Annotated in this window: 12 protein-coding genes and 1 tRNA gene; 7 read left to right on the top strand and 6 right to left on the bottom strand. The window is 41.9% G+C overall.

Annotation, left to right across the window (positions count from 1 at the left end; all coding sequences use genetic code 11):
- Nucleotides 1–211 precede the first annotated feature (211 nt).
- Both D469_RS22700 and D469_RS0115135 read left to right on the top strand, forming a co-directional pair.
- Complete coding sequence (locus tag D469_RS22700) at nucleotides 212–793, top strand: TetR/AcrR family transcriptional regulator (RefSeq protein WP_018924255.1); 582 nt, start codon at nucleotides 212–214, stop codon at nucleotides 791–793.
- A 14-nt stretch (nucleotides 794–807) separates the two neighbouring features.
- On the top strand, nucleotides 808–1,320 hold the full coding sequence (locus tag D469_RS0115135; RefSeq protein WP_018924254.1) for a small multi-drug export protein: 513 nt from the start codon (nucleotides 808–810) through the stop codon (nucleotides 1,318–1,320).
- 190 nt (nucleotides 1,321–1,510) lie between these two features.
- Here the strand turns inward: D469_RS0115135 and D469_RS0115130 are convergent.
- Nucleotides 1,511–1,587: transfer RNA gene (locus D469_RS0115130), tRNA-Pro, on the bottom strand.
- Nucleotides 1,588–1,637: 50 nt separating this feature from the next.
- Nucleotides 1,638–2,168, bottom strand: coding sequence for a peptide-methionine (S)-S-oxide reductase MsrA (msrA, locus tag D469_RS0115125; protein WP_018924253.1), 531 nt, complete (start codon nucleotides 2,166–2,168; stop codon nucleotides 1,638–1,640).
- 132 nt (nucleotides 2,169–2,300) lie between these two features.
- Between msrA and D469_RS0115120 the strand changes: the two genes are divergently transcribed.
- A complete protein-coding gene (locus tag D469_RS0115120) occupies nucleotides 2,301–3,716 on the top strand; it encodes a phospholipase D-like domain-containing protein (protein WP_018924252.1) in 1,416 nt (471 codons plus the stop codon).
- A 65-nt stretch (nucleotides 3,717–3,781) separates the two neighbouring features.
- A complete protein-coding gene (locus D469_RS0115115) occupies nucleotides 3,782–4,000 on the top strand; it encodes a PLD nuclease N-terminal domain-containing protein (RefSeq protein ID WP_018924251.1) in 219 nt (72 codons plus the stop codon).
- A 465-nt stretch (nucleotides 4,001–4,465) separates the two neighbouring features.
- Here the strand turns inward: D469_RS0115115 and D469_RS0115110 are convergent, their stop codons facing one another.
- Both D469_RS0115110 and D469_RS0115105 read right to left on the bottom strand, forming a co-directional pair.
- Nucleotides 4,466–5,362 (bottom strand): chemotaxis protein CheX, encoded by an 897-nt coding sequence (locus tag D469_RS0115110; protein WP_018924250.1) that lies wholly within the window; start codon nucleotides 5,360–5,362, stop codon nucleotides 4,466–4,468.
- Entirely contained in the window at nucleotides 5,355–5,750 is a 396-nt protein-coding gene (locus tag D469_RS0115105) for a response regulator (protein WP_018924249.1), read from the bottom strand. Before D469_RS0115105 ends, D469_RS0115110 begins: the two co-directional genes overlap by 8 nt.
- A 355-nt stretch (nucleotides 5,751–6,105) precedes the next feature.
- On the opposite strand from D469_RS0115105, the gene D469_RS0115100 reads away from it, so the two are divergent.
- From D469_RS0115100 to D469_RS21305, 3 genes are all read left to right on the top strand, one after another.
- On the top strand, nucleotides 6,106–7,776 hold the full coding sequence (locus D469_RS0115100; protein WP_040606943.1) for a glycerol-3-phosphate dehydrogenase/oxidase: 1,671 nt from the start codon (nucleotides 6,106–6,108) through the stop codon (nucleotides 7,774–7,776).
- A 424-nt stretch (nucleotides 7,777–8,200) separates the two neighbouring features.
- Nucleotides 8,201–9,958: a phospho-sugar mutase gene (locus D469_RS0115095; RefSeq protein ID WP_018924247.1), complete on the top strand. Its 1,758-nt coding sequence runs from the start codon at nucleotides 8,201–8,203 to the stop codon at nucleotides 9,956–9,958.
- A 19-nt stretch (nucleotides 9,959–9,977) separates the two neighbouring features.
- Nucleotides 9,978–10,814, top strand: a complete 837-nt coding sequence (locus D469_RS21305; protein WP_018924246.1) for an arylamine N-acetyltransferase — start codon at nucleotides 9,978–9,980, stop codon at nucleotides 10,812–10,814.
- 89 nt (nucleotides 10,815–10,903) lie between these two features.
- Here the strand turns inward: D469_RS21305 and D469_RS0115085 are convergent, their stop codons facing one another.
- Both D469_RS0115085 and D469_RS0115080 read right to left on the bottom strand, forming a co-directional pair.
- Nucleotides 10,904–11,176 carry an acylphosphatase gene (locus tag D469_RS0115085; protein WP_018924245.1) on the bottom strand — a complete coding sequence of 91 codons (273 nt, stop codon included), beginning with the start codon at nucleotides 11,174–11,176 and terminating at the stop codon, nucleotides 10,904–10,906.
- Nucleotides 11,177–11,199: 23 nt separating this feature from the next.
- A complete protein-coding gene (locus tag D469_RS0115080; RefSeq protein ID WP_018924244.1) occupies nucleotides 11,200–11,433 on the bottom strand; it encodes a hypothetical protein in 234 nt (77 codons plus the stop codon).
- Nucleotides 11,434–12,048: the final 615 nt, after the last annotated feature.

Below are 12,048 nucleotides of genomic sequence, written 5' to 3'. Positions count from 1 at the left end.
AAGGGCGGGATGAAGCTTGGGTCATATAATTAATACTCAACCTCAATCTGTAACCGAGGAGACTAGCAATCTTCATACCAGCAGAGGTTGATGACAGCAGTATCATTATACGTTCATACATAAAAAAAGATTGACACAAATGAAAATCTGCGGTAAATTGGCTAACGTTTGTTAGTTTTATTTGTGGATAACTGTCAGGAGGTGCTCTACTGTGACCAGTTCAGGGATTAAGCAGGTAGCTTTAACTCATTTTGCTCAGCATGGATATGAAGGAACGAGTTTAAAGGACATTGCTGAAGGAGTCGGAATCAAAAAGCCATCTTTATATAACCATTTTGCCAGCAAGGAAGATGTTTTTCTTGCAGTAGTAGATGATGTATTTGCAGCTTATGTCTCTCATGTTAACCGCTGTTTGAAAGAAGCTGAAGGACTTGGTATAGAAAGACAATTAAAAGAAGCGTTACTTGCCACCTGTGTATTTTTAAGTGGAGATCACTTCGGGCGTTTGTATATTCGTGTTCTTATGTTTCCTCCCCTTCAATTAAAAGCGGAGATCAATGCTCGTTTTGCAGCATTTGAAGGTAAGACAGACGAGATTTTTCGTTCGTTGTTTGCAAAAGGTGTAAGCGAGCAATTCATACGAGCTGGAGATATTGACCAGTATTTACAAGCTTTTTACGTTATGATGGATGGCATCACGACGGAAATGTTTATCTATCAAAAAGAAACGGTTGAGAGAAAGGCGGAAGCTGCTTGGCGTGTGTTTTGGCACAGTATTCAAGCTGCTCAGTAGGCAGGTGAATCAAGATGATGGAAGTATTCGGTTGGTATATAAGTGTATTTTTAATGGCAGCGACGCCTTGGATAGAGCTGCTCGTCGTCATTCCAATTGGAATAGGGGCAGGATTGGATCCATTTTTTGTTGGATTGACAGCTTTTGTAGGAAATGCTCTGCCTGTCTTTTTGATTGTCGCTTTTATGCATCGTGTGCAACAGTCGAGCTGGTATGAACGTGTGCAGTTGAAATGGCAGAAACGAACAGAACGAAAACAAAGTCAAGACCAGACAGCAAAACGCCAGAAAAAACAAAAGAACCGGGAGAAAGTTCAACGAATTTTTCAGAAATACGGTCTTCCCGGGCTTGCCATTAGTGGCCCAGGGATCACAGGCATTCACCTGGCTACGATATTTGCTTTAGCGTTAGAGTCCAATCGCAGGAAAATTATAATTTGGATGAATGTCAGCTTACTGATCTGGACGATTTTGATGACGGTGGCTTCGTTTTATGGAATAGAAGGGTTAATGCGTTTCTTTACCTGACACATGTTATTAGAAAGCTGTGAGCTGCTATAAAACTTTGTACGATAGGCCATATTTTCTCCGCTAGAAAGTATGTATGCACTAAACGTATGAAATAAAAAGCAATAAATAAAAACGGGAAGGACGACCCAGTGGGTTGTCCTTCCCGTTTATTAAGGGTGTATGTAGTCCAAGAAGTGCTCATAAGGATTGGTCGGGATGACAGGAGTTGAACCTGCGACCCCAGGCACCCCATGCCTGTGCTCTACCAAGCTGAGCTACATCCCGCTTCTTATCTATATAATATAGTAATATAAGAAGCGGGACTAAGCAACCGTTTAGTCCTGCCAGTGCGTACTGATAAATTGGTCGCGGCCTGAAGCTTTTCGGTCAGCTTTATATTCATTTGGCTGTTTTTTATAAAATTGCTGATGTTCTTCTTCTGCTTCATAAAAACGAGAAGCAGGAAGGATTTCTGTTACAATCGGCTTTTTAAACCGTCCTTCTTGTTCAATATCTGTCTTTGCTTTAAGAGCCAGGTTTTTCTGTTCTTCGCTATGATAGAAGATCGCTGTCCGATATTGCGGGCCGCGATCATGAAATTGGCCGCCGTCGTCGGTAGGGTCAATTTGCGGCCAGTACAGGTTTAACAACTGCTCGTAAGAAAAGCGTTCTGGGTCATAGGTGATTTGAACGGCTTCATAATGACCTGAGGTCCCGGTTTTAACTTCTTCATAAGTGGGATTAACAGTGGTGCCACCGGTATAACCGGATACTACGTTTAGGATTCCCTCCATTTCTTCAAACGGCTGAACCATGCACCAAAAACAGCCCCCGGCAAATGTTGCTTTTTCCTTGGCTGAACCCAATGAAAGAACCTCCTTTATGTACTTAAAATGTTGAGAGGATTATATCATGAAAAGGAGGGGAAAAGTAAAATAAAAGATAAGATAAGCAATAACCGTCGGTAAGGCCGGCGTGGAGAGGAGAAGGGACTGCCTATGATAAAAAGGCTTTTACTGCTTATATGCAGTATATATTCGCTAGCAATCTTATTTCACAGGTTTAAACCGCTACCGCGGGGTCTTAATTTTACTAGTATAGTACGTTCGGATAGCGAAGTTAACTTTTTACAGGATGTAACATACGGACGGCGTGGTGAACGGTTACAAGAACAACAAATTATGCAAAAGATTGAGATGGAAATTGAACGAGCTCAACAATTTATACTTATTGATATGTTTTTGTATAACGATTGGCACGATAATACTCGTTTGTTTCCATCTGTAGCTGAACAGCTGACAAGGCGCTTAGTCCAAAAAAAGAAAAACTATCCTAGGATGCCGATTATCGTTATTTCTGATCGGATTAATACAGCCTATGGTTCGGTGGAATCCCCTTATTTTTCTGAGCTTACTAAAGCAGGGATTCAAGTTATATTATCAGATGTCTCTCAATTGCGTGATTCAAACGCTCTATATGCCCCTTTTTTCAGTGGTGTTTTAAAGCATTTGCCCATGTTTAACCGATATTTTTTACCGAACCCGTTGTCTTTTGATGACTCAAGAATGGCTTTGCGTTCATGGGGAGAATTGTTATTGTTTAAGGCAAATCACCGGAAAGTTGTAATAAATGAACAAGCTGGGGTTATTAGTTCGGCGAATCCTCATGATGCTAGTGCTTTTCATTCAAACATCGGCTTTCACGTGAAAGGAATCATCATTAAAGACTTACTTAAAGCAGAACAAGCGGTCGCAAAGATGAGTGGAAGCGATCTGTCTTGGCTCTCTGTGGAGAAACCGTTGACTGAAGAGAAAAAGAAAAACGTAGCTGTCCAGGCAAAAATAGTTACTGAAAAAGCAATAAAACGAACATTATTAAAAGAAATAAGGGCTGCAGCGAAGGGAAGTTTGATTTGGGTTGGTGCTTTCTATTTATCAGAGCAAATGGTAATTGAAGAGCTGAAAAGAGCAGCCAGGCGGGGAGCAGAAATACGTTTAATTCTTGATATGAATGAAGAGGCGTTCGGCAAGCGGAAAGGTGGTATCCCAAATCGCGTTGCTGCTTATGATTTACATAGTCTAGCGCCCGGCATTCAAATTAAATGGTATGTTACAGCTGGTGAACAATATCATGCGAAACTAGCTTATTTTGACCACGGAAATAGGGTTGCCGCACTAGGAGGATCTGCTAATTTCACCCGACGAAACTTGGATAACTTGAACTTGGAATTAGACGTGTATATATCGGGCAAGCGCGAAGAACAGGTGTTTATAGATATGGATAATTATTTTGCACGCTTATGGAATAATGATGATGGACGCTATACGCTTCCTTATGAAGCTTTGCGCCCGCCTGCAAAGTGGCAGCGACTTCTTAGTTACTTACAAGAGAAAAGCGGCTTATCAACGTTTTAAGAGAAGTGTAAACTTTACGCCAATAGGGAATAAAAAGGAAGACGAGAGATGTGAGGAGGGGTGCGATGATTGATCAAGTTACTCAAAATTGGGCTTTGTTACTGCCGGTGGTGGTGATAAACACTTTACTAATTATCATTGCTTTGATTGACCTCTTTAGGCAGCCGACTCCCAATGGACCACGCTGGATGTGGAGTGTTGTAATTCTGTTTGTTAATTTGCTTGGACCAATTGCTTACTTTTTGTTTGGGCGAAAGAAAAAAGACGAAAACAAAAACAAATAAACAGAGCGTCTCAGGCAGCATGAGGGTCGGCTGGAATTCTGCGCTATTAAGGTATGGACCCTGCAGCGTATTATCATTACAAGCACTGCCGTAAATGGCTGAGAAGCTGAAGAATCTACAGAGGGGCTTAACTGTAACCACCATAAACGTTTTGTACAGGTCATCGTTAGTTCGTCAGGAATACTCAGTTATGCTTTTCGTATAAGGCAGCACTTAATCACTTAATAAGAGGAGAAGGTGTCCCTAAAGGTTAGTTTAGGCTATGAGCGGTAGTCAGCAGCCGAACAAGTGTTAGTCGTGTCGGCAAAGCGACAGGATGAAGTCCCCGCAGTGGCAGTTTTGCTCTTGAGGAAGCTTAACCGCCGCTCGCGGCTTAAGAAGTCATGGTGCTATCAAAGGTAGTGAAGCCGATGGCGCACGTCTTCCAAACACTTTTGCTGAAAACTAACTTATGGGACAAGCCTCTCATCCTTGAATGTGAAGGGGGTTTTCTGAAAATATGAGTTGGCATTCTCCGTATGGGAAATGAACAGACACGGTATGATGTAATTCCGCCCCATGCAGTGTTTTATTGTAATAGATGTTCTGAGGGGTGATCTCGAGTTCCATCCCTTTGTTGGACATGTTGACGAGAAACAGGCCATTATGAAGGTTTAAGAGTTCACTTACTGAAGCTTGAGCAAACTCGTCTGCTTCATCGATATATTCACCTGCATATTGAGAGGCTAACTTTAAAAAAGTAGGCTCATCCATGCGCAAGGCGGTATACAGGTGTTTTTCCCCACTTATTTCCTGCATGACTGTCCATTCCTGTGGGCGTGAAGGTTCCTCTCCAGCTTCTAAACGAATATGCGGCTCTGTAAATCGAATCATATTCCTGGCAAAGAGCGAAAGGTAATCTTGCAGCGTTCCTTTATCGTTGACCTCGTGTAATAGAAGCATTTTCTCAATGGTTACATCAATATCATTATTCTGTAGGGATAAGAATTCTTCATCAGATAGGTGATGCTCATGTTTATAGTTTTCTACAGCACGAGAAAAGTCAGTCAGTGTCATAATATTTTCTTCGACAAGCATTTGTCCTAACAGTAAGTGTTCTGATTTTTGACTACTCAGCAATTCTGTTAATTGTTGCCTAGTTAAGAATCCTTTTTCCACAGCTAATTCTCCGAACTGTTTATCCTGTTGACGCTGCAAGTCATGGACAGTTTGCACTTCAGTTGCGGACATATATCCATGGTTTATAGAAAGAACACCTAATTTAAGACCCACATCTTTTTGAAGGTTCATGACATAGTCTAACTCATCCGGAGAGACATAGCTGTGGTTTAATAAATAATTGCCGAAATATTGACTAAACATGAGAGTTTTCACCTGTTTCGTTCGTGATTTTATCTAAAACTCTTTGCAGAGCTTCTGTAGTAATTGGTTTTTGAATGAAATCACAAGCCCCAAGCTGGATCGATTGTTTTATGTGAGATTGAGTTCCTGCTGAGGAAACCATGATTACGAATGTGTTACTTAAAGAGTCTTTTATTTTCTTTAGTGCTTGAAGACCGTCCAAGTCAGGCATTACTATGTCTAGAAGCAGGACATCGGGTGTTTCATCTTTAAAAAGAGCTACAGCTTCATGGCCATTTGTCGCTTCACGGATGTTTTCATATCCTAACTCTTTAAGCATGGCAGTGGTTTTTTTTCGTATTAACAGCGAATCATCGCATACAACAACTGATAGGTTAGTTGATGACATCTTATTTCCTCCTGCATTCATTTGGTTAAGATATTTCTAGTGTAAAGTCCATATAACTGAAACTTATTTCTCATTTCTGTTGTTTTATATTTTATCATATAGGGAGTCGAAAGAATTAATAAAAATAAGAAATACTATATAAAAAGGAAATAAGTACTATGAGTTTAAACCTATTAAGCATGATGTTCAACATATCATTAATGAGGCCCACTTTTTGATTAGGTTCTGTTAAACGTGGTTGTTAATTTTCGCTTCAATCACTACTAAGCCATTCACTACAGCATCTATGAAACTTTTGTTAGAAGGAGAAAGTTAACGAGAACAGGTTAGAGTGTAGGAAAGGATGGAGCTTCTTATGAACGAACCATTATCAGCACATAGTCGTAAAGATCGTTTAGCTTCGCTTGAGCACCATGATCTTGACCTTCTTGTTATTGGAGGAGGTATTACCGGAGCTGGTGTAGCCCTTGATGCTTCGGCTAGGGGACTTACTACGGGGCTGGTAGAAATGCAAGACTTTGCAGCCGGTACGTCCAGTCGATCCACGAAATTGGTGCATGGAGGTCTTCGGTATTTGAAACAACTGGAATTGAAGCTTGTAGCAGAAGTCGGGCGTGAACGAGCGATCGTATATGAAAATGCTCCCCATGTAACGAACCCCGAATGGATGATGCTTCCGTTGATGGAAAACGGAAATTTTAGTCGGGCTTCCACTTCAGTGGGTTTAAAAGTATACGATACATTGGCAAAGGTAAAAAAAGCGGAGCGCCGCTATATGTTAAACCGTGCACGTACTATAGAAAAAGAATCACTGATACGAACAGAAGGGTTAAAAGGAAGCGGCGTTTATGTTGAATACCGGACCGATGACGCCAGGCTCACCATTGAAACAGTAAAAAAAGCGGCTCAATTAGGAGCTGTCCCAGTAAATTACGCTAAAGTAACAGATCTTATTTATAAAAACGAGAAAGTTAGAGGAGCTTACGTGCAAGACCAGGTAAGTGGGGAAACGTACTCTATTTCTGCGCGTCATGTAATTAATGCGGCTGGTCCCTGGGTCGATCAGATACGGGAAAAAGATGGGTCCAATAAAGGGAAACAGCTTCATTTAACAAAGGGCGTTCACCTCGTTTTTTCACATAAACAATTTCCATTAGAACAAGCAGTTTATTTTGATGTGCCTGATGGACGGATGATTTTTGCTATCCCTCGAAATGGAAAAACCTATGTAGGTACTACAGAGACGGTTTATCATGGGGAGCTGGCTAACCCAAAGGCAACGGAAACGGATGTAGAATATTTGGTAGATGCCACCCGCGCGATGTTTCCTGATCTTAATATACAGACAACTGATGTGGAGTCTACCTGGGCAGGGCTGCGGCCATTAATATATGAAGAAGGGAAAGAAGCTTCAGAGATCTCTCGAAAAGATGAAGTATTCGAGTCAAGCTCAGGGCTTCTTTCTATTGCTGGCGGAAAATTAACTGGCTACCGTAAAATGGCGGAACGTGTTGTAAATCAAGTTACCCATAAAATGAATTTGCATGCCCCATGCCCTACGAAAGATATCCAATTGTCGGGTGGGGAAGTTGGAGGTTCAACTCAGTTTGAAGCGTATATTGAGGATAACGTTTCAACCGGTGAAAGGTATGGGCTGACAAAAGAGGAAGCAACGTTTGTTCTCAAGTTTTATGGCTCAAATGCCGTTCACGTGTTCCAAGCAATTGACAGGTATGCTGCTCTCGAAGTAGCGAAAGGGTTGACTAAAATAGAAGTCGGACAAGTTGCTTATGCAGTTGAACAGGAAATGGCTCTCTCCATATTGGATATTTGCAGTCGAAGAACAAGTTGGCTTTTGTTTGACCTTCCATCTCTAAAAGGAAAAAAAGAAGAGTTGCTGCAATTTATGGCTTATTTACTAGAGTGGGAGGATGAGCGTCTCCAATTTGAAAAAACAATCTTGGACAAAGAAATCCGCCAAGCCACACCACATGAACCCATGAAGGTAAACCAAGAAACAATATGAGGGTTGAGGACACAAAGTAATGGAAATATAAAACAAATGGATGAAATTTATGGATTTATCTTCTAAAATAAGAATAGACATGTTTAGAAGCTGACCTGTCCAGGTCGGCTTTTTAAAATAGAGCAAGTTTTAAAAAAGCCAAAGTGGCCATTGTTACGCAGTCGAGTAATACTGACTAGTCATATCTTTATATATGCGTTAGTAGTTTAAGACTGATGGTCACTTTTTATGGCCTGGGGGTTTTGTGCAGGCTCTGCCAATGCATATTGTTTTTTAGGTCGCCGTATCGCAGTTGGGGCTTTGGAGATGTGGACAGATCTGCCTCTGCAGCGGTGTTTCTTACACCTATTTCAGCAATATCATTATAATAGGGCTTTAAAGTAAGATAAAAAGTTATGATTACGAGGGAAGAGGGGATGAGTGTATGTCATGGAGAGATGTGTATGAGAAATGGTGGGCTTTTTGTGAGCAAGATGCTGAATTGGAAGCGGATTTCGCTGCAGTCGATGCTCATGCTGAAAGTTTAGAAGATTGTTTCTATACTTCTCTTACCTTTGGAACTGGAGGAATGAGAGGAGAGATCGGTCCCGGACCTAATCGCATGAACCGATATACTGTGCGAAAAGGGGCTTATGGTTTAGCGCAATATCTTTCACAACAGGGGAAAGAGAAGATGGAGAGAGGAGTCGTCATTGCCTTTGACCCTCGGCACCGTTCTCAACAGTTTGCAAATGAGGCCGCTGCAACACTTGGGCAGTGGGGGATCCCTGTATACTTATTTAACGAGCTTCGTCCGACGCCCGTTTTATCTTATGCGGTCCGGCACGTCGGGGCAGCCGCAGGAATAATGATAACAGCAAGCCATAACCCTCCAGAATATAATGGTTTTAAAGTTTATGGAGAAGACGGGGCTCAATTGCCGCCCGGACCAGCCACAGCATTGATTAATTGTGTTGAGGCGGTCGAAGATGAATTAAAGATTCCGGTGGCCTCCCTTGAGCAATTAAAGGCTAATCACCTCCTAGTTACTTTGGGAGAGGATGTGGACGAGGCATATAACGAACAATTAAAATCGATCTTACCACGGCCTTCTTTAGGGATAGAAAAGGGGGATCAGTTAAAGGTTGTTTTTTCTCCGTTACATGGGACTGCGAATCTTCCTGTTCGTCGTGCACTGGAAACGAATGGTTTTACAAAAGTGTATGTGGTGGAAGAACAAGAGCAGCCCGATCCTGACTTTACAACGGTTGCCCGGCCGAACCCGGAGGAGCCTGCGGCTTTTGAACGAGCGATCAAAAAGGGGAAAGAAGTAGGTGCTGACTTATTGGTAGCCACTGACCCTGATGCGGACCGAGTGGGGCTGGCTGTGTACAATGAAGATAAAAGTACTTATCAGTTGTTGAATGGCAACGAAACTGGCGCTCTTCTTTTGAATTACTTGCTTATTGAAAAAGCTGATCAAGGGAACTTGCCTAAAAATGGTGCAATCCTAAAGACCATCGTAACGTCTGAATTAGGCCGTAAAATAGCGGATTCCTTCGATATCAAAACAATCGACACATTGACAGGCTTCAAGTTTATTGCAGAAAAAATGAAAGAATTTGAAGAAGGTGAAACCCATTCATTTCTTTTCGGGTATGAAGAATCCTATGGGTATTTAGCTGGTTCTTTTGTTAGAGACAAAGATGCAGTTCAGGCTATTCTCCTCGCTTGTGAAATGGCTTTATCTTATAAAATGAATAAACAGTCTTTGCTAGATGGATTACAAACTCTTTATCAACACTATCAATGTTATAAAGAAGGTCTTGTTTCTGTCACACTAAAAGGAAAACAAGGCGTGGAACAAATCACAGAAATTATGGATAAGCTGCGAAAGCAGCCACCAACGGATATAAAGAATCATAAGGTAGTCATGCTTGAAGACTACTCGATTTCTAAGCGTATTAAACTGGCTGACCAAAGCGAAGAGGAAATAAATCTGCCGCCAAGCAATGTCTTAAAGTTTTGGCTTGAAGGTGAGAATTGGTTTTGTGTCCGTCCTTCTGGCACGGAACCTAAGATTAAATTTTATGTAGGAGTAGTAGGAGATAGTGAAGCAACAGCTTTACAAAAGCTTTCCAGTCTAAAAGAAGATGTAGTGAAGGTGCTAGAAGAGAGAACAGGAGTCTTATTAACACCTTAACGTTTGGAAGGGATCAATTATGAGCTGGAAAACAGAGTATCTACAGATTCTACAACTTAATGAAGAACCTCCATCACTTTCATACTTGCGCACGCTCATTCGCCGCCATATTTTCACGTTTCCCTTTGAGAACCTGACCAAATTGGTGCATAGAGATGAACATAGATGGATTGACCCAGCTTTTGCCCATCCCTCTTTATTTTTAAGAAGGTATAAGAAATTACATGGTGGAGGGACATGTTATACGCTGAATTCAAATTTCTTCATGTTGTTACGGGAACTTGGCTTTAGTGGACATCTTCTTCGACCCGGAGATGGACACATGGCCATGATTATTTGGCACCCCAGCAAAGAACAACAGCCGCTTTATGTAGATGTAGGTACAATGGCTCCTTTTTTCGGACCTGTATTATTTAACGGGAGCAGACGATTGATTCCTTCTTTTGCCGGTGAACAGGTGTTATTTTTGCCTGTTAATGGCCAAGGGCGTTATGTTTATTTGAAGGTTCACGGGAACAAAGTGATGGAACGGAAGTGGGAATTTTCGCTTTATGACAGCCAGTCCTTAGAAAGCTTTCTTCCTTATCTGAAGGCTTCTTATTCGGATTCCTCTTCTTTTATGCAGCAGATACGGTGCCACCGCTGGTTTCCAGAAGAGCGAAAAGGATATCTGTTACTTAACGATACATTTATCAATCGCTCAGGGAAAGGTACTCGTTTGGAAAGAAAATTAAGGGGGACCCGTGACATAAAACGCTGTTTATTGCATGATATGAAGTTTCCATTTCTTGTTTCCCTAGTAGATGAAGCAGTAGATTCATTGGCAGCCCGCGATATTGATTACAAGGCAAAATAAACAAACATGAATAAAACGTCTACAGAAAAGGTTGTGAGTAAGGGATATTCCCCTTTCTCACAACCTTTTTGTAAAATGAAGGGATCATGTTAAAGAATAACGTCAAACTTGTTCTTATGTTCAACTTGGTCAATCGGAGTCGTTTTTACATTCTCAACCTGGGAGCTCGGGCTGCCGTTACGCACGGCCTCAATAAAGTCTTCAACTGTTTCTTCCGGGCCTTCAACTTCTAGTTCCACATCTCCGTCGCTCGTATTTCGCACCCATCCATATAAATTGCGTGACTTAGCTTCAGCCATTGTGAATTGACGAAAACCGACCCCTTGGACGAGGCCGCTTACCAAGGCATAATATTTTTTCATTTGTTACCACCTCCATCTTTGGCTTATACCTTTTTAAAATACATACGAAACCAAGGATCAACTTCGGGATCATCCGGGCTTCCTTCAGCTACGACATGAGGGAGGTTTTCCTCATCCGTTGCAAACCATGTCCCAAATTCGTCGGAAAAGATAGGATAAAGATATCCTTCTTTAAATAAGTGTATGTTGTCCGGGTATTTTATAATATCATCTGGGTCCTGTTTGTAAATAGATTTCAAACATTGAACAAGAACCATATTTCTCCCTCTTTCTGTTCTCATAAGTTACTCTAATCAGTAGGCGGGCAGCTAATTTCCCCTGCTAAAATTGTCTGCTCTGCTTCATACCTCTTAACGGACATCGGTTCTCCTACTTCATTCAAAATAGCAGAAAACGTGTCCATTTTGAACTGATAACGGAATAGATGTCCATTAGCGTTGCAAATGTAAGCTCACATAGGGCGGGTTTCCCGGGGGTGCAAGCATTGCCTGCTGAAACCGGCCGTCTGGAGCGAAAAACCTGTGAACAGTTTTGCAACACTGAGCGTGTCAAGACGCTCCTTCATTTTCTTTTACCTCTCCTCTTGCTTAAAAAAACGCTGGGCAGCTCCGAAAACCTGGCGTAGCTATTAATCCTGCCCAGCCTTTCATAGCCAATTTTGTATGTTAGCAGCTTACAGCGCTTAAACCTCCTCCTCGGTGGGAGAGAAGGGCTCTGCGTCGTTAAGTGAGCTCGCTCCCCCCAGAGGCTTGAGGTCAAAAGTGGTACCCTATCAAAGCCAAAAAGCGGCTTTGATGGCGCTCGTTTTTTGTTTGGCGCCCCTGACCGTCGCTTTTCGCTTTTCTGTGACCAGCTTTGCGGGCTAGTGGCTC

It is taken from the genome of Salsuginibacillus kocurii DSM 18087 (genome assembly GCF_000377705.1).
Lineage (GTDB): Bacteria > Bacillota > Bacilli > Bacillales > Marinococcaceae > Salsuginibacillus > Salsuginibacillus kocurii.
Note: the sequence above shows the minus strand (reverse complement) of the source record. Positions and strands in the feature narration are given on the sequence as shown.

Bases quoted from the DNA above. Each gene is read 5' to 3' on its own strand.
- D469_RS0115135 (WP_018924254.1), top strand. From the start codon at position 808: ATGATGGAAGTATTCGGTTGGTATATAAGTGTATTTTTAATGGCAGCG.
- D469_RS0115120 (WP_018924252.1), top strand. From the start codon at position 2,301: ATGATAAAAAGGCTTTTACTGCTTATATGCAGTATATATTCGCTAGCA.
- D469_RS0115115 (WP_018924251.1), top strand. From the start codon at position 3,782: ATGATTGATCAAGTTACTCAAAATTGGGCTTTGTTACTGCCGGTGGTG.
- D469_RS0115110 (WP_018924250.1), bottom strand. From the start codon at position 5,362: ATGTTTAGTCAATATTTCGGCAATTATTTATTAAACCACAGCTATGTC.
- D469_RS0115105 (WP_018924249.1), bottom strand. From the start codon at position 5,750: ATGTCATCAACTAACCTATCAGTTGTTGTATGCGATGATTCGCTGTTA.
- D469_RS0115100 (WP_040606943.1), top strand. From the start codon at position 6,106: ATGAACGAACCATTATCAGCACATAGTCGTAAAGATCGTTTAGCTTCG.
- D469_RS0115095 (WP_018924247.1), top strand. From the start codon at position 8,201: ATGTCATGGAGAGATGTGTATGAGAAATGGTGGGCTTTTTGTGAGCAA.
- D469_RS21305 (WP_018924246.1), top strand. From the start codon at position 9,978: ATGAGCTGGAAAACAGAGTATCTACAGATTCTACAACTTAATGAAGAA.
- D469_RS0115085 (WP_018924245.1), bottom strand. From the start codon at position 11,176: ATGAAAAAATATTATGCCTTGGTAAGCGGCCTCGTCCAAGGGGTCGGT.
- D469_RS0115080 (WP_018924244.1), bottom strand. From the start codon at position 11,433: ATGGTTCTTGTTCAATGTTTGAAATCTATTTACAAACAGGACCCAGAT.